At 35.0% G+C, this 22,152-nt stretch carries 17 protein-coding genes; 4 read left to right on the plus strand and 13 right to left on the minus strand.

What is annotated here, in order from left to right; all coding sequences use genetic code 11:
- Nucleotides 1-14 precede the first annotated feature (14 nt).
- The 11 genes from A1704_RS07300 to A1704_RS07350 all read right to left on the minus strand — a co-directional run bounded on the left by A1704_RS07300 (nt 15) and on the right by A1704_RS07350 (nt 15,071).
- Nucleotides 15-491, minus strand: a complete 477-nt coding sequence (locus A1704_RS07300; protein ID WP_062672013.1) for an SRPBCC family protein — start codon at nt 489-491, stop codon at nt 15-17.
- 32 nt (nt 492-523) lie between these two features.
- Nucleotides 524-1,336 carry a DCC1-like thiol-disulfide oxidoreductase family protein gene (locus A1704_RS07305; protein WP_065119571.1) on the minus strand — a complete coding sequence of 271 codons (813 nt, stop codon included), beginning with the start codon at nt 1,334-1,336 and terminating at the stop codon, nt 524-526.
- Nucleotides 1,333-1,695: a hypothetical protein gene (locus tag A1704_RS07310; RefSeq protein WP_062672015.1), complete on the minus strand. Its 363-nt coding sequence runs from the start codon at nt 1,693-1,695 to the stop codon at nt 1,333-1,335. The genes A1704_RS07305 and A1704_RS07310 overlap by 4 nt, the downstream gene beginning before the upstream one ends.
- A 132-nt stretch (nt 1,696-1,827) precedes the next feature.
- A complete protein-coding gene (locus A1704_RS07315; protein WP_062672016.1) occupies nt 1,828-2,490 on the minus strand; it encodes a class I SAM-dependent methyltransferase in 663 nt (220 codons plus the stop codon).
- Nucleotides 2,483-3,427 carry a hypothetical protein gene (locus tag A1704_RS07320; protein ID WP_062672017.1) on the minus strand — a complete coding sequence of 315 codons (945 nt, stop codon included), beginning with the start codon at nt 3,425-3,427 and terminating at the stop codon, nt 2,483-2,485. Before A1704_RS07320 ends, A1704_RS07315 begins: the two co-directional genes overlap by 8 nt.
- A 77-nt stretch (nt 3,428-3,504) precedes the next feature.
- On the minus strand, nt 3,505-4,137 hold the full coding sequence (locus A1704_RS07325) for a hypothetical protein (protein ID WP_131797484.1): 633 nt from the start codon (nt 4,135-4,137) through the stop codon (nt 3,505-3,507).
- Nucleotides 4,138-4,208: 71 nt separating this feature from the next.
- On the minus strand, nt 4,209-4,712 hold the full coding sequence (locus tag A1704_RS07330) for a GbsR/MarR family transcriptional regulator (RefSeq protein ID WP_034696386.1): 504 nt from the start codon (nt 4,710-4,712) through the stop codon (nt 4,209-4,211).
- A gap of 156 nt (nt 4,713-4,868) precedes the next feature.
- A complete protein-coding gene (locus A1704_RS07335) occupies nt 4,869-9,389 on the minus strand; it encodes a TonB-dependent receptor plug domain-containing protein (protein WP_062672021.1) in 4,521 nt (1,506 codons plus the stop codon).
- 3 nt (nt 9,390-9,392) lie between these two features.
- On the minus strand, nt 9,393-12,161 hold the full coding sequence (locus A1704_RS07340; RefSeq protein ID WP_131797485.1) for a TonB-dependent receptor: 2,769 nt from the start codon (nt 12,159-12,161) through the stop codon (nt 9,393-9,395).
- A 66-nt stretch (nt 12,162-12,227) separates the two neighbouring features.
- Nucleotides 12,228-14,540, minus strand: a complete 2,313-nt coding sequence (locus A1704_RS07345) for a T9SS type A sorting domain-containing protein (protein ID WP_062672025.1) — start codon at nt 14,538-14,540, stop codon at nt 12,228-12,230.
- A 12-nt stretch (nt 14,541-14,552) separates the two neighbouring features.
- The gene (locus tag A1704_RS07350) at nt 14,553-15,071 is read right to left on the minus strand and encodes an RNA polymerase sigma factor (protein ID WP_062672027.1); all 519 of its coding nucleotides are present in this window, start codon (nt 15,069-15,071) and stop codon (nt 14,553-14,555) included.
- 205 nt (nt 15,072-15,276) lie between these two features.
- Between A1704_RS07350 and A1704_RS07355 the strand changes: the two genes are divergently transcribed.
- Both A1704_RS07355 and A1704_RS24415 read left to right on the plus strand, forming a co-directional pair.
- Nucleotides 15,277-16,479 (plus strand): C1 family peptidase, encoded by a 1,203-nt coding sequence (locus A1704_RS07355; protein WP_062672029.1) that lies wholly within the window; start codon nt 15,277-15,279, stop codon nt 16,477-16,479.
- A gap of 198 nt (nt 16,480-16,677) precedes the next feature.
- Nucleotides 16,678-16,842 carry a bacteriocin-like protein gene (locus tag A1704_RS24415; RefSeq protein WP_157885757.1) on the plus strand — a complete coding sequence of 55 codons (165 nt, stop codon included), beginning with the start codon at nt 16,678-16,680 and terminating at the stop codon, nt 16,840-16,842.
- A 213-nt stretch (nt 16,843-17,055) separates the two neighbouring features.
- Here the strand turns inward: A1704_RS24415 and A1704_RS07360 are convergent, their stop codons facing one another.
- The gene (locus A1704_RS07360; RefSeq protein ID WP_062672031.1) at nt 17,056-18,117 is read right to left on the minus strand and encodes an NADH:flavin oxidoreductase; all 1,062 of its coding nucleotides are present in this window, start codon (nt 18,115-18,117) and stop codon (nt 17,056-17,058) included.
- 165 nt (nt 18,118-18,282) lie between these two features.
- Here A1704_RS07360 and A1704_RS07365 point away from each other — a divergent pair, with 165 nt between their 5' ends.
- Together A1704_RS07365 and A1704_RS07370 are read left to right on the plus strand one after the other, a co-directional pair.
- Nucleotides 18,283-18,675: a winged helix-turn-helix transcriptional regulator gene (locus A1704_RS07365; RefSeq protein WP_062672033.1), complete on the plus strand. Its 393-nt coding sequence runs from the start codon at nt 18,283-18,285 to the stop codon at nt 18,673-18,675.
- Between the two features lie 108 nt (nt 18,676-18,783).
- Nucleotides 18,784-19,200 carry a carboxymuconolactone decarboxylase family protein gene (locus A1704_RS07370; RefSeq protein ID WP_062672035.1) on the plus strand — a complete coding sequence of 139 codons (417 nt, stop codon included), beginning with the start codon at nt 18,784-18,786 and terminating at the stop codon, nt 19,198-19,200.
- Nucleotides 19,201-19,254: 54 nt separating this feature from the next.
- On the opposite strand, the gene A1704_RS07375 is transcribed toward A1704_RS07370, so the two are convergent.
- Nucleotides 19,255-21,687: an alpha-ketoacid dehydrogenase subunit alpha/beta gene (locus A1704_RS07375; RefSeq protein ID WP_062672037.1), complete on the minus strand. Its 2,433-nt coding sequence runs from the start codon at nt 21,685-21,687 to the stop codon at nt 19,255-19,257.
- Between the last annotated feature and the right edge of the window lie 465 nt (nt 21,688-22,152).

Consider the following 22,152-nt stretch of genomic DNA (forward strand, 5'->3'; position numbering starts at 1 on the left):
TCTGTTTTTTTAGGTTAAAAAATCGCAATTCCGTCACGGACAGAAGATTCTGCAATAGTTTTGATCATTTCATTTCTTCTTAGTAAAAAATTCCTTAGATATCCTTTAAGAAAAATTGAGTTAAATAATTTCCCTAAAATGCCAAGCGGAGATTCAAATTCGAAAATATCTGTCATCAACGTATTTCCGTTTACAGATTTAAAAATATGTCGGTGACGCATAGATTTGAATGCTCCTTTCTGCATGACATCAATAAACTGAAACGGTTTTTCCATGCTGATAATTTTTGTGGTAAGATTTTGATAAATTCCAAGATGTTTTGCACGCCAGGTTACAGTTTCATTTTTTTCAATCAATCCTGAAATACGCCCTGCAATGGCTTTTTCATGAGACTTAGAAGTGGATTTCTGATGGAGATCAATATTTCTTGCCAGATCAAAAACATAGTAAATATCTGCTTTGATGACTGTGTTTAAATAGATGGTTGACATTTTTTAATAGGTTTTAGCGATTACATTTTAATTTACATAGTTGACAGAATAATTAATACTAATGCTGTTATTCTAAACAATATCCATGAAATGGTGGGAAGATAATTCAGCTTTAGAATTCTGCATCTCCTGATATGTTCCACAAACATGATCAATACTACAATTCCAAAATAGATCATATAAAAAACAGGAGTAAAACTGGTCATCAGCGCAGGAATTAACAGTAAAGTTCCGATTAAAGAAACAGTCATCATATTTCCGAGATAATCCCAGATTTTATCTTTGAGATAAGTTTTTAAAAAGATAGTCTGCCAAAGGATCTGGTCAAGACAAACGGCAAATTCTCTCACGAAATTTCGCTCTAAATTCAAGTTCAGTTTACCGGAAAATACACTTAAGATATATGCCGAAAAAATAACAACAAGACTGATGTATGCAACTCTGCATTTCAGGTTAAAATCCGGAGCACAGGATTGTTCTGTATAGTCTTTTTGAGAAGGAATGATCTGTTTCCGGTTATAAGAAATTAAGGAATACAACTTTTTGAAAAACCAATACAAAGGCTTCATTCTTGCTATTTTCTCTAACAATGGAAAAGAGTTTCCAATGATGAGAAGCAGACTGTCTAATCCATATACAACTTCGTTTCTGTTATGATCTATCAATGCAATCTCATTCTTTGCCCGGTTGAAATCTATCAGGGTTTTATTTCTCAATGTGATTTCTGTAAAGGCTTCTCTTCCCTCTTCATCCAGCATTCCGCATTTTGTAAAACCTTTGGAGTAGAGATTACACATAGGACATTCATCGTCGTAGATTAATGTGTGGTTTTTGAGCGTTTTCATAATTGTGATTTATAAGGTTCATAAGTAGTGTAACAGTCATAAACATACGCCGCTGCCATCACAGGGCTATATAAAAGAGCGGCCATTAAAACATATCCAAAAAAATCATTGATGTGTTTCTCTGTAAACAAGATGGTTACAATAATCCAGATCGGTACTATTACAATTCCATACGCGATATACAATGCTGACTTTTTTGTTTTGAAAAACAGTTTGATCAGGAAACTTACCAATTGAGGAATTCCTACTATAAAATAAAACAGAACAAATCCAGACAAACCACCAAATATAAAAGCCTTAGGCCCAATTATTATAAAGAATAACTGAATGTAATAATCATATTTTACAAATGTTTTCATGGCAGCAATGGTTTTAAAGTGATCCTTTTCTTCTGAAATAAATAATCAGGAATAAGTGAATGATTAAATTTTTCATAATTATTATTCATTTAAAATTTTCAGTAATTTTTGAAACATATGTTTAAATAAAAACTAGTTTCTTTTCACATGAAGAATTTCAACCAGATCCAGATATCTTTTGTGCGATATGATGGAGAGTCCGTTTTTGATAAACTGATTTTTAAGATCTTCCAGGCTTTCATTTTTATTGATATAATGGAACAATTTTCCAAATTCATTCCCAAAAACCTTTGTCACAAGAACCTCTATATACCATTTCACACAATTGAATCTCCACTTTATTTTGGGTTTAACAAATTCTACAATGATAATTTCACCTTTCTCATTAATGATATTTGATAGTTTATCCGCAAAAATTGGCTTCTGGTCTTCTTCTATCGTCTTTGTCCCGTAAGAGCAAAGGATAATATCCATAGAATGGTCAGGAATTTGGCTTTCGAAAAAATCATTCCGGATCTGTTGTATTGACAATTTATTTTTGAATGTTGCAGCCAGTTTCATATGCATTGCTGATGAGAAATCCAGTGCTACAATTTCTGTATTATCATTGTGTTCCTGTATAAATTCTAAATTTTCTCCCTGCCCGCTCATCAAGTCCAAAACTCTTTTATTCCCGTAGCTTTTCACCTTTTGAACAGCCATTTTCCTAAACAGTCTGGTAAACCCTAAAGATGCAATTTCATTAATATAATATCTGGGTTGCAGATTGTCAAAATATTCTTGCAGATCATTCATTTTCAGATTGTTTTTTTATAGATTGTAATACATGGCTTTGCATTTTATCAATGATATAGCCGGACCATTTTTTCCAATACCAGGTAGGGGCAATTTTGTAACTGTATTTTGTTTTTGCAATTATCTTTGTTCTATTTTCTGATAGCTTTTCTAAAGTAATTTCACCATATTTTACAATAAAATAATCATGCAAATGTTTTGCATCAATATCTTTATAAGGTGTTACTTCTTTCATTGGAACAGTCTGATTTTCCAAGGAGAATTTCACTTTCTTATTTTCAATAAATTCATTGATGCTAAGATGTAAATCATCATTATTGGTCTGACAGCTATAGCCCAATTTTCCGTTTTCATTAACAAGTTTTATATTCTTTGGATAACTGACTCCTTTTTCAAACAGGATAAAATCAGGAGTATTGAAATTGATTTGTGTATTTAAAAGTTTCCAAACTTTTTCATTGGAAGAATTCACAATCATTTCTGTTGTAATAGTTTCCTCAATTGGTTTTGTATAGGTATCGAAAATATAAGATGCGGGATTGATAAAAAGAATAAATACTATAACACTTCCGGTATGTCGTTTTTCGTCAAATACTCCAATAATAAATCCAATATTGAAGCCCACGAACATCGCAAAGCCAATAAATGGAATAGCCATAATAATACAAATAGCTCCTTCAACGCCAGCTCCTATTAAAATAAGAGAGAAAATGACTAATCCCAAGACTATTTTTAAGATTGTCTTTAAAACGTTTATTAATCCTATGTTTTTAAAATACTTTACATAGCCAATGATAAATCCAATAGAAACCGGAATGGTGAAGAACAGTGTCACTCCATATTCACCTTTGGCAACCAGAAAAAACCATACGGCAACAATTAAAACAACAGTCAGAAAGAGACTTAAATAGAGATAACGTTTAAAAAAATTCTTCATGATATTATAAGTTTTATATTTTCAGTAATTTTTGAAAATTAATTTGAAATAAAAAAGGATTTTCATCCAGATTTATTTTATTGTATATTCTTTTTTAAATAGTCTTTCAGCGTATACCAAGTAGAAAATCTACATGTAGTGTCATTAATGGTATCCGATTTTCCTTTATGATAGAAAATATATTCATCTCTTGTGGTACACTCTCCATCTTCAGGAATTTCTCTTATTATATTTTCCGTTTTTACCAAATACGCCCATGCTTCTTTATCCAAAATTTTCAAACTACCATTTTTCAGGCGGAGAAAGTAATTCTTTCCCTTATTAATGATGATTATTGAATCTTTACCCTGATGAAAACATCCTCTTGATTGAAATACCAATTTTGCTTCCGAGTCTTTTAGATTTTCAAAAACAGCTTTTTTATTTTTTTTTAATAAATAATCAGGATTAATACTAACTCTGTATGTTTTAGATTCATCAACTTTTATTTCTTTTTTTATGGTTTCTCCAAAAAGATTTTCATAAACAAATGAATACTTTCCTTCTTTTAAACTGTCAAATTTTATATTGGAATTTAAGAAAAGAGCAGACCCTTCAGGTTCTAGAATTTTGAAAATCTTCCCATCCTTATAGATTTCAATTTTGTACAAATCGTGACGCCCATTATCATATTTATCAGAGTTTTCTATATGAATATCGAAATTTGCCATTACATTTTTCTGACAGTTCATCATCAGAGCTAAAAGACATAGTAATAAAAGGCCTCTCATTTCTTGAAAATTTATTTCAACAGATTGGTAATTTTTCCTACCAGCCAGTGGTCATCACTTTTTATTGCCAGATCCATGATGTTATTGATTTTTCCGGTGACAGAACTGAAATCATTCATCAGCTTGATAAATTCCTGAGCTTCTTCTGAATCTTTATCCTCAATATTTTTTAACTCTTCAAGAAAGGAAATGACAGGCTCTATTTCTCTTTTTCTTCTTTCTTTGGTAATTTGCTTGAACAAATACCATACATCTTTTTCTGCTACAAAATATTCTTTACGGTCGCCTTTTACAAATTCTTTCTTCACGATTCCCCAGTCTATCAGAGCACGAAGGTTCATATTGGCATTTCCTCTTGAAATCTCCAGCTGTTCCATAACTTCATCCGTAGAAAGAGGTTTTCCGCTCGCCAGAAGCAATGCATGCACCTGTGCCATCGTACGGTTGATTCCCCAATTGGTAGCAAAGGTTCCCCAGGTCTGAATGTATTTTTCTTTTGCTTCTGAAAGTTGCATTTTGTTTCCTTTTTAATTTCTGTAACAAATGTAATTATATTTTTTGAATTTTCAATAATTATTGAAAATTAATTTTAGAAAGATTTTCTATGATCCTTGTCAAGGTTCCAAACTTATCACAAGGATCAATGGATGTCTGTTTCAGTTTATAAAAAATTAAGGTTCAATACTGGTTGTAATTCCTTGATTCCAATACTTAGCTTCCGGCATATAATAGAGGTAAACATTACTTGATTTTCCTGTATACGTTCCGGCAAATTCTACTTTGAGATCAAGATTAATAGTCTTTGTTTCCTCAGCATTGAAATGTTCCCAGTATAAAACCAGATAGTTGTCAAAAATCTCATAGTAAGAAACCTGTTTTTTGTCCGCCATATCTTTCAGCAAGGCATTTTGCAGCGTCAATCCTGCCGGGATACCAATTTTTGCTATGGTCATTGGCAGCTCACCGTTTATTTTGTTTTTTACGGTAATGGTCATTCTCTTGGTCTCCCCTATTTTTGACGTTCCGGATTTTAATCTGGTCTCCATGGTAAGTGGAATATCCTTGCTTTCCGGAGCTTGCAGCGTGTAATATTGATATTCCAGCTTATAAGGAAGTCCTTTTTGTGATGGATAATGAATAGTGATATCATTTTCCCCTGTTTTATATGCTGATGACAGACTTATATTAGGATAAGTATTCGCTTTGTTAATCTTAATAATCGGTTTTTCAGTTCCATACAATTTCTCATTTTTAGAGAAAAAATCAGATAATGCCTGGATTGCCAGTGTTGTGGCCTGTGTAGAGCCGAATCCGAAATAGCCATTCAAACCAATAAGCTGATCAGCTGCTTCAGCAATTTTCAACTGGTTGAGTTTCTCATCTTTCTGAAGGGCCATAATATATAATGAAAGTGTCTCCGCATCCGCAGACATTCCCCATGAACCAGTAAAAGTAACTTCAGATTTTACCTTCTTTGTTTCATATTGTTTGTCCAGAATTTTTATCATATCATCATATTCTTTTTGTTTCCCAAGATATGCTGCTGCATTAGCAAGTAAAGCCAATTGATAAGAATCTTTTGTAGCCAAAGCTCTTTTCAGCATTACCTGAAAGGAATCTTCAATTTCATTTTTAAACCCAAGTTTGGACAGAGCATATACAACATACATATTTCTCGACCAGGAAAATTCAGAAAAGTCTTTTTTGGATTCATAGGGTTTTCTTACTTCGAATAATCCGTTTGCATTCTTTTTTGACAAAATAAATGAGGAAAGTTCCTGGATGAGCTTAGCATCCGGATTCACGTACTTCTTTAATTCCATAAATTCCAATAACGCAAATGCTGAAAGGGCGACATCTGATTCTGCGGAGCTGAAATATCCGAAACCTCCGTCCTTATTTTTATAACTCAGCAGCTTCTGGAAGCCTTTTTTCAGATTTTTTATCACCAGATTTTCAGTTGCGGTGTTTATTTTTTTACTTGATTTTAAATAGTCAAGAATAAAAATGTTAGGATATACTGTTGAGGAAAGCTGTTCAAAACATCCATGAGGTTCTTTTTTCAGTTGTTCTATGTCTCCAAACATCTTCAGAGCTGTATTTTCAAATACATAATAGGATGAATACAGGCTTCCATTAATATACTCCGGAATATTGATTTTGAGATCTTCTGTTTTACTATTAATGATGGAAAACTGATGGAGAAATCCTTTTTCTTCTACTTTAAACGGAAGAATCATTGTCTCTCTGAAATCTCCTGATTTGATGGTAAACTGGATATTGGAATTCACTATCTCATCGGTCTGTATTCTTACAAATAATCTTCCTGATTCTAGGGGTTTCAGAGTGATAAGACTATCAGAACTGATGAGTTTTACATGGTTGGGAACAATCACATCCATGGTCATTTTGCGGGTTTTTGGAGAATTATTTTTAACTACCACAGGAATTGTCATTTGATCTGTTCTCGTCAGGTACTGAGGAATTTTAGTATCTATCGAAATCAGGCTCTGGGCAGCATACGTCGTTTCATCTCTTCCCAAAAGTCCTGATGCAGAAATTCCTTCTGTTATAATTCTGAAAGTGGAATTCGCATCTGAATTATAAAACTCCACTCTGGCCTTCCCATTTTTATCCGTTTCTACTACCGGATTCCAGTAAAGCGCTTCTCTATAGTCAAAACGGTAAGAGGTATTGGTTGTTTTATATTCGGGATAAACAAATTCTCTTGCTCCGGCATATGAAATAAGCTTTCCATAGGGCAAAGTTTGTATGGCGAGGTAAGATTTCGGGGTAATATCAATACTTATTTCTGATTTTCTATTTTTAGCTGAGTTGACGATCACCACTCCATTCACAGCTCTGCTTCCGTAAATAGCGGTAGCCGCAGCATCTTTCAAAACGGTAATACTGTTGATATCATTTGGATTAATCGTCGTATTAAAATTTTCGACAGGAATACCATCCACAATGAATAAAGGGTTTTTATTGGTAATGGAGGCCGTTCCTCTGATATTGATCTGCTCTCCTGCTCCCGGCTGCCCGGCACTTGTTACCATTAATCCCGCAACTTTTCCACTCAACAAAGAAGTTACGCTGGCATTCTGCATCTCCATAGAAGATGTTATTGTTGTAGAAGCCACTGCTGCTTTATCATTCTTTACACTGTAGCCCACAACAACTACTTCTTCAATACTTGTATTCTTTCTGATTGTATCAGTTTTTGATCTTCGTGATTGATTTAACTGACTGGTATTGTTTTTATTTTCTGTTTTTATTTCTTCTTTTCTTTCAGCTTCCTTTACAATTTCTTCTACGTCTATGTTGGCAAGTTTCTGTTTTACTAAAGGATTAATATCCAGATTGTAAGACAGAATTTTGATTTTCAGCTGATGTTTAGGCTGAAAGGACTTTGCAATAATTTTATAAGAATTATTTGCATTTAAATCCGAAAAATAGAACTTTCCATTTTCTGCAACGGCCTGCTTCAGAATCATTTTATTATAGATATCCAAAAGAAAAACATCTGCTTTCACCGGTTTTTTGTTTTCATCTTCTACCACGCCATAGATTGTGTTTTTCTTTTCAGGAAGGTATTTGTATTTATTGGTCTTCAGAATTTCCGGAATAGGTTCAAAATATCGGTAACCGTTTGTCAGCATCACAAGATCTAAGCTTTTATCTGCTTTTTCTTCTTTTTTATCGAAATAAAACTGAGGCCTTTCAATTTTCCCTTTGAGCTCAGAATCCATCAAAAGCCAGGAAATAATATGATTCTGTCTGTCGTCAGCATAGGTCCATAGTTTATCATCTACTACGCTTACTCCAAGATTAGCAGGAACAGGTTTGTTATTCTCATCCGTGGTTTCAATGTCCAGAACCACCTTTTCTCTTGGCAGATAATGCTGCTTTACAGGGGTAACTTTTATATTCAGATGGTTTACTTTATTAGTAAAAACAATCCTTTCTGCAAGCGGCATATTATTTTCCAGAATGGTAAACCTACAGATTCCTGTGGGGAAATTCTTTTCTGCAGTTTCCAAAGAATTCATTCCTTTTTTCAGCGAAATGATTTTGCTGTAAACTTCTTTTCCGCGGAAACTTCCCAACAGGGTAATTGTTTTTTCCTGGGTAGAAAATATCGTAAAATTCAGGTTTTTATTTTCATTCCGAATATTTAAAACCAGTCCTTCATTTTTTGCCACCGGGAGATCAAAAGTCTGGGTAATATTTTCCGGCTTTACAACTTTTGCATAGTAATTTTCTCCATTTTTCGGGGTAAAAAGAAAGCTTCCCATTCCAAAATTATAGGCTGAAATTTCTTTTATTTTTTCATGATTCTGATTGTAAACAGCCAAGACAGCATCTACAGGCTTTTCAAACTCATCCAGAATTTTAAAGGCGATATTCTGTTCTATTCCATTGATAAAAGTTCCGCCTTCCGGTAAGAATTTCACATCCAGATTATTCAGAACAACAGGAATATTTCTGGAGATAGATTCTGTAAATCCATCAAAATTCACTTTGATATTCAAAAGAGCATCAGAGGATTTCAAAACTTCAGGAAGCTTAAAGGTCAACAGTTTTTTACCTTCCTTATCGGTAATGAGTTTTCCTTCTGAAATAGTTTCTCCGTTGTGCATTATGGTATAATCAGCTTCATAAAAAGGAATCGGAAGATTGCTAAGACTTCTCATTGAAAAATCTGCACTTACCTCATCTCCCGGGCCATATCCTTTTTTAGGAAAATCAAGCTTCATTAAAATTCTTGGTGATACAATTTTCTGGAGGGTAATTTCTTTTTCGAAGGTATTTTTTCCTTCTTCATTCTGCATCCAGTTGGTAAAAGCTCTGATTTTATAGATCCCCCCCTTCATGTCTTCAGCAAAATAGAAGTCTCCCTGGGCATATCCATTGGTAATTTCGTATTTCAATTTTCTCACAACACTTCCTGCAGGATCTGTTATTTCGAAATTTACGACCCTGCTTTCTTCGACCGGTAAATTATTGTTTCCTTTTACAACATATATTTTAAAATACATTTGCTCCCCAGGTTTATAAAAAACATGATTGGTCTGAATGTAGGTCTTTTCTTTTTCAAAATCCTGAAATGGTTGCTGTCCTTTCACAGAAAAGGCTGAAAACAATAAGCACAGCAGGATGATATAGGTGGATATAAACTTGAGATTCATGAGTTAAAATTTAAGTGAAACAATACAGCCAAATGTTTTAAAAGAGGGAAGATTAAAAAAATCCAGTCCTCTTCCATTATTCATATCGTAGAAGTTCTGATTAGGATCTGCGCCTTTATTAGCCTGCCAAAGCATGATATTATTTACATAAAAAGTCAGTCTGAGAGCCTGTTTATTATGATTAATCGGGAAATCTGAGGAAAGGGATATAGTATTGATTCTTATATAATCTGCTTTTTGAACATAATTTTCAGCCACCCCTAAATAACCGTACCTCGACCATCTGTTTTCCATAACATCCTTGTTGGGATCATAGAAATCCACAGGAATCTGGTTGACAGTTCCATTGGCCTGTACGCCTTCAAAAATATAATTTTTGATATTCCTTTCTTCTCCCGAGCCATAAGAACGTCCGTAATAATCAAGGACAGCCTGGGTTCCGTTCCAAAGATGCCCTCCTTTTTTCCATTCCCAATTGATATCTAAAGACCAGTTTTTATAGGCAAAACTGTGGTTGAATTTCATCACAAAATCCGGTGTAGGATCTGCAATAATTTTCATTCCGTCTGCTTTTTTAGGAAATCCAAACTCATCAATGACCAATTGTCCGGCTGCATTTCTTTCAAAGTAACTGCCCATCACAGCACCCAAAGCCTGACCTTCCGATAGTGTTTTATAAATGTCTTTAAATCCCGAAACGGCAAGGTTCTGATATCCGGGAGCCGTGCGGTCTACAATATCTTTGTATTTAAAGAATGAAACTTTATTGGTGATATACAAATCATATCCAAGCTGCAACTTTTCGTAAGCAAAATTGAATTCATATCCGCTGTAGGTATGATCTGCTGCATTCTTTAACCTCAGCTGATTGTTTTCAAAGACAGGAAATATATCGTCAGTATTCTTTTTATTAAAATATTCTCCATCTACACTTATTTTATACCCAAGATTCAGCCTGGCTCCAATTTTCCATTCCTGTGTATTAATATTAAATAAACCCCGGAAGCTTTCTACTTCCTGCACCGGAAAGTATTGATTGTAATTCTCTGCTTTCAGCAAAGTAGTAGAATACGAAGCATAGGATCTTATAATTTCCGGCTCGGAGCTTAATTGTGTGTAGCTTCCCAATAATTTAAAATTGTAATTATACCAATTGAAGATGCCATTGAACTTCAAATAAAAGTTAGCTTTTGGAAGCCAATAATTATTTTTAAGTGAAGTATTGGAAATATAAAATGAATTCCCAAGATTAAAACCTGCTTCAAAATCATAATCGCGGATGTTCATATTATAATTAAAAATATGATCCTGTGAAGTTCTCTGATAGAAATATTTTTGATAAGTCAGGCTGTTATAAATGTCGGATTTTTTATCATTTAAAATAAAATTCAGGCTGAAAGTATTTCTAAAGTCATAATCTCCCAATGAATAAGAGCCCTGTATATTGGAATGATAAGAGCTGTTGTTTTGAATCCTTTCATTCGATACACCGCTGATGAAACCATAAGTAGAAGGTTTATATTGATCCTGATTCCAGATCGTAATACTTTCATAGGACTGAGTAATATTCCATTTAAATTGATCCCAGTCTTTCGCTACGTTGAGACTAAACTGTCTGTCCCGATTCTTATAGCGGTATTTGCTATCCTGTGCAAAAAGGAATGAAGGATTGTCTGCATATTTGCTGTAGCTTCTCTGTAAACCGTTATTCAGCAAAGTATTTTGTTCATTTGAAAAAGAAACCGGTGTTAACAATGAGTTTTGGTAAGCTCTGCTGAACAGGCCTGTTCTATTGGTATTCGTAGCTTTATCTTCTTCGTAATTAAAAGCCAGATTAATGTAATACCTACCCAAATCTGCATTCAGTTTTGCTTTAAGGGTATTGGTAATATCAAACTGGTCAATAAAATACATCTGATTCTTTTGCTGCCCCAGATTCAGTGCAAGACGGAGTTTTTCATTGTTACCCTGTTGTATAAAAGCATTTACATTCAACTGGTTATTATATCCTACTGTGGTTTTAAAAAGGTTATTATTATATCTTTTTGCACGCTGAAGTCCATCAATCCACGGAATCAGTTTTCCATTCTGATCGTACTCATAAGGCAATCCATTAAACCCAAGTGTAGATAGATCTGGTCCAAAACTGAACATTTCATCCGTTTCAGGACCTTTCCAAGCAAGATTTCCATTTTCAGATCTTCCCTGAACATAGTTATTTTGAGTCTCCGGAACAGCATTCCTGCTTTTAATATCAAAAGACGTGGTAAAGCTTCCGTTAAAAAGCAAAGTTGTCTTATTGATCCTTTTTAAAACATAAACACTATCATTCTTCTGCTTTAATTTTCTTACTTTATCAAAATAAGAATGTGATCTTTTACTGAGATGGGTTTTAGTTTTTTCAATACTGAAATCGTCTTTAATCTCCTTTGAAACAAGACTGTCATAGGCTTTACTGTAAATATTATCTACACTTTTATTTCCTGTCTGATTTTCCAGAATCGTTTTTAATTCCCTGAGTTCATAAGAAGAAATAACATGGGTATTTTTCCCTTGGTTCCATACAAGGGTATCATAAGGCTTGGCAGCGATGATGGCAACCCCTTTCTCATCAGTCAGTTCATAGATACCGCTGTTCTTATTATAAACCTTTAAAAAATTCTGTTCTTTATCCTTAGATGTTAAAAATTTTCCGGAATAGTACAATTGTGAATTTTGTGCCTGTAACAAAGTAATCGTAAATGGCAGCAACAGCAAATAATTCTTTTTCATCAGTTATTAGTATGCTTAAAAATATAAAAAAAGAAATTTCCCCGGAAATTTCTTTTTTTAAGACAGTTAATTTTTAATGACCTTAAATGTTTCCCATTGATCATTAGTATGAATACGGACAAGATAAATCCCTTGAGGATAAGAAGTTAAATCAATTGTATTTTTACCTTCCGGAAGTTTTTCTTTTCTCATAATAATCTTTCCGGCAAGATCATACACAAACAGTTCTTCAATTGGTTTTCTTGTTTTAATCTGCAGCTGACCTTTTGTAGGATTTGGAAATAGCACAGTTTTAATATCAATCTGACTGTCAATTTCTTTTTCCATTTTTTTGTTGATGTTATCATTTGAAATTCCTGCGCTGCATTCTGGCAAAACAGCTCTCTGAAGGATTAATCTTAATAATAAATCATTCAGTTTTTCAACTTCATAAGAATCTATGGTAGGTTTAATATGGCTGTTTCCTATTCCACTGTCATCTGTAAGGAACGTATAGGTTCCATTGGTGAGTAAAGCAAATGTACGCATCAGATATTCTGTTTGTTTATCGGTATCACTGGCTGCCAATGGTATAATGGTAATCCCTTTCTTTGTCGCAGTCTTTATTGCTCTGTATAAATCCTTTATATTCTGCTCCGAATGGTGTGGAGGAGCATCCAGAATTAAAAACATAATTTTCGTTGAATTTTCATCACTCCACTTCAGCTCATCAACAGAAACTTCCAATGCTTCAACAACCGCTTCCGGTGTATCTCCGCCACCCCCAGCGTTCTGTTTTTTAATAAACCCAACAAGATCTTCTGCATTATCAGAAAAGTCAAATTTTCGGGTCACATATTCATCTCCCTGATCTCTATAAAAAACTGATCCATATCTTACCGTTGTATTTTTAAGCTGTCCTTCAATCTTTTTCAATACATCCAAAAGTTCAGACTGGAGATAAGAAATTTCATCCCCCATAGAACCTGTAGCATCAACTACAAAAGCAAGATCCAATACACGCTTTTGCAGACAGTGTTTATCAAGAATAATCAGGTTTTGTCCATTTTTAAAGGTTCTGAGATTACTACTGATGATCTGCCCTGAACCATCAGATAAATAATATTTCTCTGAGTCAGGTTTCTCATCAGTCATCGGTGATATCCATAATTCCACATTGCCCAGATTATCTGAAACGGCTTCCCAGATAATATTTTTCTTATCATCCAATAGTTTTATTTTCTCCCCTATTATCGGTTTTCTGTCTTTATTGACCAACTGAACTGAAATCCTTTTATCAGGAAAGAATTTCCATGTATTTTTATACTGATCCAGTGTAGGAACTGCAATATCTTTCCAATAATCCCACTTAGAAAAATCGTTAACTTCTCCTGCTGTGAGCTGGCCTGCTTTGGGAAGTTCTTTTTCAGGTTCTTCAGCTTCTTTTAGTATTTTCTCAGCATTGTCTGAAGATAACTTTTTGAGTTTTTCTATTTCATCGTTAGATAAACCTTTTGTGGTCATTATAACAACTCCGTTATTAGCTTTGCTTCCATACAGGGCAGTAGCTTCAAGCCCTTTCAGTACTTTTAATTCTTTTATTTTTTTTGGATCCAGAGTATTTAAAAATCCAGATTCTCTGCCTAAAACAACTCCATCAACAATATATAAAGGAGCCGTCGAGCGACCATCTATACTTCTTGAACCCCTTATTAATATTGCATCATGCTTTTTAATTCCGGTTGACACTTCTAACCCGGCAACTCTTCCAGCCAGTGAAGAAACGGCAGCCGGAGCATGCACAGGAGTTTTGTCTGTAGAAGCAATCATAACCGTTGAGGAAGCGGTAACAGATTTATAACTCTTTTTAATCCCATACGCCGTGACAACAACTTCATCAATTTCTTGTGTTTTTAAGGTATCACTGTATATCTGAGGCAGAGATGCTGTTACTCTCTCAGAAGCTTCCAATGGCGGTATATTACAGATAGGATGAGATTTATAAGGATCTATTCCTGCAACTGATGAAGATTTAGGTTCTGTGGGAAGAGGTACTGTTACAGGCAATTCTTCTTTTCTGATATTCTCCTTGATGGTCCTGTCTATCTTTGCAATATCTGTTTTATTAATCGGGCCACCTGAGCTTGTATTCACTGCAATTACAGGCTGTAAAGGTTCTGCAGTCTCTTTTTTATTCATAAAGTAAAAAGCCCCAAGACCAATCATCAAACTTGCTGCAATACCATAGGGCAGCCAAAGAGGAATGATTTTTTTATCTTCTTTTTTATCTAATTTCTCTTCAATCTTATCCCATACTTTCTCAAAACCAGGAAAAACAGCTGGCTCTTCTGAAAGTCTGGAAGCTTCATTGAATTGTTGATCTATATGATTATTTTCCATTGTTGTAAAAGTTTAAATGTTTTGATTCACTAGAAGTTCCTGCAGCTTTTTTCGTGCAAAATTGAGCTGGGATTTTGATGTTCCTTCGCTGATGGAAAGCATAGTGGCTATTTCCTTATGAGGATATCCTTCAATAGCAAAAAGATTAAAGATAGCTCTGCAGCCTTCCGGGAGAAAATTCAGTAAGCTCAGAATATCTTTTTCCAGGGAAAGGTTTTCCGTTGTTCCTTCAGAATGATCGGTGAAATTTTCTTCCAGGGAAATAAACAGTCCTTTGCTGGATCTTAGTTTCTGCAGGCATTCATTTACCGCAATTTTTCTTGCCCATGCTTCAAAGGTATCGGCATTCTGAAGCTGGGTGATTTTCGTGAAGATTTTGTAGAATGTATCGGCCAATACTTCTTCGATATCTTCATCGTTTTTCAAATAGCGTTTGCAGACTGAGTAAAGCCTGCCCGCCATTTTCTCGTAAACTTTCCGCTGGGCATTGCGGTTGTTACGCTGGCATTCCAATAATAATTCTTGTTCCATAGTCAGGAGTTATACTATTATAGATGCAGAAACATTTGTGAGGGTTGGAAACATGATCAACATTTTTAAGCAAAGGGGCAAATGAGCTGATATGCCTATATTATTTCACCCTTTTTGTAATTTTTTTAATTTCAAATTTAACTTTTCCATCTGTAACAAATCTCTATTATCAACGACTTTTAATATAAATAATCTTTTTATAGTAATGAAAAATGCCAAAATTGCATCATTACTTTTTGTTTTGTCTGCAGGAAGTATGATGTTTGCCCAAGATGACTTAATCAACAAGTTAAAAAACAACCAATCACAAAATGCTAATTTTCAGTTCACAACGTTAAAAGACGTGGGTGCAACTTCTGTAAAGAACCAGGGTTCATCAGGAACTTGCTGGAGCTACTCCGGAAACTCTTTCCTTGAATCTGAAATGCAGAGAATGGGCAAAAAACCTGTAGATCTTGCTGAAATCTTTACTGCAAGAAATTCTTACCACGATAAAGCAAAATTATATGTTTTGAATAATGGCGCTATCAGCTGGGGTGACGGAGGAGAACTTCACGACGTAATCAATATGTACAAAAAATACGGAGCAGTTCCTCAGGATGTTTACACAGGATTAAAAGCTGGACAGACTACCAATAACTTTAAGGAAATGCAGGGCAAACTGAAACCAGTTCTTGACAGCCTTGTTCAGGCTTCTTCAAAAGGAAAACTGACAGATAACTGGATGGATTCTGTAGATGCTATTCTTGATGAATATTTAGGCAAAGTACCTTCTAACTTCACATATGAAGGGAAAAACTACACTCCGAAAACATTTGCTAAAGAAGTAGTAGGAATCAACCCTGAAGATTATGTGGAATTATCTTCTTATAAAGATTATCCATATTTTCAGAAATTTGTAGTTCCGATTCCTGATAACTGGAGCCACGATTCTGATTGGAATGTTCCGATGAAAGATCTTACAGCAATCATCGACAATGCGGTAACAAAGGGATATTCTGTGGGTTGGGCAACTGACGTTTCTGAGCCTTATTTTTCTTATAAAAACGGTGTAGCTTACGTTCCGGATATGGATCTTGACCAAATTACTGCAGAGAACAAGCAGACTTTGTTTACAGAGCCTAAAAAAGATAAAACCATCACTGAAGACATGCGTCAGAAAGCACTTAACAACCTTTCTACAACGGATGACCATGGGATGCACATCGTAGGTTTGGCTAAAGATCAAACGGGTAAAGAATATTATATGGTGAAAAACTCATGGGGAGTAACCAATGACTTTGCCGGATATCTGTATGTAACAAGACCTTATGTTGAATATAAATCAACAGCAATACTTGTTCACAAAAATGCAATTCCCAAAAGCATCTTAAAGCAATTGAAACCAACTAAGAATATTGGTTTATAAGATAAAGAAATCATTTCTGCCATTTAATTAAAAGGTAGTTTTAGATATTTAAATCTGTTAAAACCCGCTTCTGGAAATTCCGGAAGCGGGTTTATTTTTAGAATATGTTATTTGAAAGAATATATTCCCATTTTTGCGCAAAATATTGTTTGATTTACAAAAAATATTATATTTGTATAAATCAACAAACTAATTAACATGAAAAATCTAAAGAAATTAACAAAATCGACATTAAAGAACATCATTGGAGGAAATGCTCCACAATGCGAAGGCGATACTGTTGCATGCCGACATAAAGCTGAAAATGGTGTTCCTGCCTATTGGTCATGTGAACCCGCTGCAACAGGATGCAGATTCTTATAAAATGAATTTAAGCTTTTAGAAAAGAAGCAAATAAAAACCCGATTTCAGAAATTCTGAAATCGGGTTCTTTAATAAATAGGTGAAAATTAAATATAAAATAAAGTGAATTACGCTAATTTATGACCATATTGAATCGTCAATTCCTCTTCCCAAGTGAATAAATTATGCTGTTAAAAAACCACTGCGAAACAAATTCACAATTCATTATTGATATTAAAATAAAACGCCCATACTTTCTGCTGAAAAATCAAGAAGGGCTTCCGTATTACCATCTTTGATCTTCTGTACCCACTGGTGATCCTGCAAAATAGCTCTTCCTACTGCAACAAGATCAAATTCCTCATTATCAAGTCTTCTGATTAGTTCTGTAAGATCTCTTTTTTCTGTTCCCTGCCCTGCAAAAGCATTAAGGAAATCTCCGTTCAAGCCTACAGAACCTACGGTAATAGTTGGCTGCCCGGTAATTTTTTTTGCCCATCCTGCAAAGTTTAAGTCAGAACCTTCAAATTCCGGTTCCCAGAAACGACGCTGTGAACAATGGAAAATATCTACTCCAGCTTCTTTTAATGGTAATAACCACTCTTCCATTTCATTAGGAGTAAATGCCAGTCTGGTTTTATAATCTTGTTGTTTCCATTGTGAAAGGCGGATAATAATGGTAAAATCCTCTCCCACTGCTGCTCTGATCGCTTTTACTACTTCTACAGCAAATCTGCTTCTTTCTTTCAATGTTTTACCGCCATATTCATCGGTTCTGGTATTGGTTACTTCCCAGAAAAACTGGTCGATAAGGTATCCGTGTGCACCATGAATTTCAATACAGTCGAAACCAAGGTCTTTTGCTGATTTTGCAGATGCTGCAAACTGCGCAATGGTATCCTGAATATCTTCAATAGTCATTGTTGAAGCCTTTTCCATTGGAACCAACGGATAGTCCTCAGACATTCTCGTATCTCCTACGTGCCAGATCTGAGGTCCCATTTTACCTCCATTCTGATGTACAGTATCAATAACATTTTTCCAGCCGTTTAAAGCTTCTGTACCATAGAAATCAGGAATATTCTGCATATTTTTTGATCCCGGTCTGTTGATCACAGTTCCTTCAGAAAGAATCAATCCTACTTCTGAAGCGGCTCTTCTTCCATAATAATCTGCGATGTTCTGTGTAGGAACTCCATTGTCAGACTGTGCTCTGGTCATTGGAGCCATTACAATTCTATTTTTAAGCTGTAAATTCTTGTATTGAAACGGTTTAAATAATGATGATGTGCTCATATTTAAATTTATATTTTATAATTGTTACACAAAGTAACTAATAATAGTTCACTTTTGTATCTTTTATATAAAAAATAGTGGTAACTTCGCAGTAACTTACATTAGTAACATCAAAGTAACATATGAAACTGCAGTTTCATATGATATTAAAATAAAGATCTCTCTATGAAAAAGAATGAATTAATGCAATACAGCTGCCCTCTGGGTAAGGCAATGGCCGCTTTGGGAAGCAAATGGAAACCCATTATAGTTCTTGTTATCAAGGACAGGAAGTTACGTTTCGGGGAACTGGCAGTACGTATTAATGTTATTTCCAGAAAGGTCTTGACCGATCAGCTGAGGGAGATGGAAACTGATGGATTGGTAATCCGTGAAGAGTTTAAAGAACTTCCTCCAAGAGTGGAATATTCTCTTACAGAAAAGGGATTGGCTTTGCTCCCTATTTTATATTTACTTGAGGAGTGGGAAGCAAAATATCAGGTGAAAGGACAGCATGAAAATAAAGATTGTGCTTTTCTGAATGAAGATGTAAAAAATAAAAAGGCTGTCAATGTCTGATAGCCTTTTATCTTGGATAGCACTTTCAAAAAGGTAAGTATATCACCAAAATGTAAGTATATAGTTTCAAAACTATTTCTGATGCAAATTTGCACAAAAATATTCATTATGAATTACAAAGAAATTGCAAAAGAAACGATTGGAAATCTGTACAGAGCCCATAACAGCATTAGAAAATCCGGTATTGATGAAAAACTGATTGCCTTAGTGGAGCTTCGGGTATCTCAGATCAATGGATGTGCCTATTGCTGTAGTTATCATGCTAAAGAGCTCTCTGATTTTGGCTTTGAACAAGATGTCATCAACAGACTTTCGGGCTGGAAACACACCAATGTCTTTAATGACCAACAAAAGCTTGTTTTAGAATGGGCAGAAGCTGTCATTTACAGCAAAGATAATTTGGAAAGCACCAAAGCAAAGCTGATAGACCAATTTTCAGAACGAGAGATTGTAGAGCTTACCGCAAGTATAACTTTGATGAATACTTTGAATAAATTGAGAATTGTTTTGGCGGAAGAAGATTAGCAAACAAAAACCGCTCCCCAAAGGAAGCGGTTTTAAATTTATCTAAAATCCCGATTAGAATATCGCTGGATATTTCTGAGGATTTGTTTCATTAAACATTGCGTAGATTTTTTCTACCATATCGTCTGCAGACGGCTTACTGAAATAATCACCATCACTTGCATAAGCAGGTCTGTGATCATTAGCAGAAATCGTCAACGGATCTGAATCCAGATATCTGAATGCTTTCTGCTTTTCAAGGATCTGCTGTAGGATAAATCCTGTAGTTCCCCCTTGTACATCTTCGTCAATCACGACTAATCTGTTGGTTTTCTTAACACTTTCAGCAATTTCGTGAGATAGATCGAAAGGGATCAACGACTGGATATCAATTACTTCAGCAGAAATTCCTAATTTTTCCAATTCATTAGCGGCTTCCGTTACAATCCTCCATGTAGATCCATAAGTGACCAAAGTAACATCTTTTCCTTCTTTTGTTACTTCAATTTTCCCTACAGGAACAGTGAATTCACCTAGGTTATCCGGTTGTTTTTCTTTTAATCTGTATCCGTTAAGACATTCTACGATGATCGCAGGTTCGTCAGCCTGAAGCATTGTGTTGTAGAATCCTGCTGCTTTCGTAAGGTTTCTAGGAACCAATACCAAAATACCTTTTGAAAGGTTCAGAATACCAGCCATTGGAGAACCTGAATGCCAGATTCCTTCTAATCTGTGACCTCTTGTTCTGATAATCAACGGAGCTTTCTGGCCACCTTTGGTTCTGTAATGCACGGTTGCCAGGTCATCACTCATTCCCTGTAAACAGTAAAGAACATAGTCTAAGTATTGGATTTCAGCGATTGGTCTTAAACCTCTCATCGCCATCCCAATTCCCTGTCCAAGAATTGTTGCTTCACGGATTCCTGTATCAGCGATACGTAGAGCACCGTATTTTTCCTGCATTCCTTCCAATCCCTGGTTCACGTCACCGATATTTCCGGTATCCTCTCCAAAGATTAAAGTTTCAGGGTATTTTTCAAAAATTTTGTCAAAATTGTTTCTGATCACCACTCTTCCGTCTACATCCTCAGAGCTGTCAGAATATACAGGCTTGATTTCCTGTACGTTTTCAGCCTTCCATTCAGACTGAGAATATAAGTGAGAAGAATAGTTGTCTTTTTCAACAGCAGATACTTCATTGTATTTCTGCATCAGCTGATTTCTTTCCGCAGAATTTGTTCCTCTTGTCGCCAGTAAAGTCTGTCTTACCAAATGGAAAATATCTTTCTTAGCTTTTGAAACTAATTTGTTGAAATGAGAAATATAAGTTTCCACTTCAGCATTTTGTCCTTTAAGATTTTCTACTAAAGGTAAAATAGACTGAATAAGTTCTGAAATAGCTTTCTGATAGTTTTCCCAAGCTACTTTTTGTCCTGTTTTTGCTGCTTTTTTCGCTTCTTCATCTATCGCCTCCAATTCTTCAGCAGTAGCAATTACTTCTTCTTTTCCATCAATTTCGATAGAATAGTTCAGAATCCACTCTTTGAATTTTGCCAGTCCGTCATACTCTGCTTCCCAAGCCAGACGTTCTTCGTTTTTATATCTTTCATGAGATCCTGATGTAGAGTGTCCCTGAGGCTGAGTAACGTCTACCACGTGCACTACCACCGGTACACTTTCTGTTCTTGCAAAATGTTCTGCCTTAGCATAGGCATCTAATAATGCAGGATAATCCCAAGCTCTTACCTGGATAATCTCACATCCCTGGTTTTCTCCTTCTTTTCTCTGGAAACCACTTAGCATTTCACTGATATCAGCTTTTGCTCTCTGATTTTTCGTAGGAACTGAAATTCCATATCCGTCATCCCAGATAGAAACGATCATAGGAACCTGAAGAGCACATGCTGCATTCAGAGTTTCCCAGAAGTGTCCTTCTGCTGTAGAAGCATCCCCAATAGTTCCAAAAGCAATTTCGTTACCTTCTCTTGAGAATTTTTCTGAACCATCAAATTTTACGCTTTTATAGATCGTTGAAGCCTGAGCCAATCCCAATAATCTTGGCATTTGTCCGGCTGTAGGAGAAATATCGGAAGAAATATTTTTCTGAGCTGTCAAATCTTTCCAGCTTCCGTCTTCATTTAAACTTCTTGTTGCGAAATGCCCGTTCATTTGTCTTCCTGCTGAAGCAGGCTCTCTTTCCACACTGGTATCTGCATACATCTGTGCAAAGAAACTTTCTACTGTTAAGGCATCTATTGCCAATGCAAAAGTCTGATCCCTGTAATATCCTGAACGGAAGTCTCCATTTCTGAAAACTTTCGCCATTGCAAGCTGAGGAAGTTCTTTTCCATCCCCAAAAATTCCAAATTTAGCTTTTCCAGTGAGTACTTCTCTCCTTCCGAGATAAGACATTTCACGAGAGATCCTTCCTAACCTGTAGTCTCCAAGTATTTGATTTTTAAAATCTTGAAAGGATATTTGCTGTGTTTCAATATAGGTTGTTTGCATAGCTAAGTAAAAAAGTTTTTTAATCTTCAAGTATTTTGCTAATATACACTTTTTAAATTAATTTTAATTTTTAATAATCTTTTTTAAAAATTTGATAATAAAAAAAATTGTGCTTTATTTTGAAAAAAATTGTAAAAGATGGAAAAAAAATCACCCCATATCTTGAATGCGTCCAGCAATCTTTTAGGATTTTCATTAATCATTATTACGTCACTGAAAATCTCTAAGATCAGTCAGAATACGTATTTGGACGAATTTGCGGGATTTGCCTGTATTCTTTTTGCCTGTAGCTGTTTCTTTTCATTTCTGGCGATCAGAACTCGTAATAGAAAGCGGGAATCTACGTTTGAGAACATTGCGGATTATTTATTTTTAATCGCTTTATTTTGTATAGTTCTAGCCGTTATTATTGTAACTCTGAAAATTATTTAATTTAAAAATTTCGCTCAATACCGTAATTTAGAG

The organism is Chryseobacterium cucumeris, assembly GCF_001593385.1.
GTDB classification, from domain to species: domain Bacteria; phylum Bacteroidota; class Bacteroidia; order Flavobacteriales; family Weeksellaceae; genus Chryseobacterium; species Chryseobacterium cucumeris.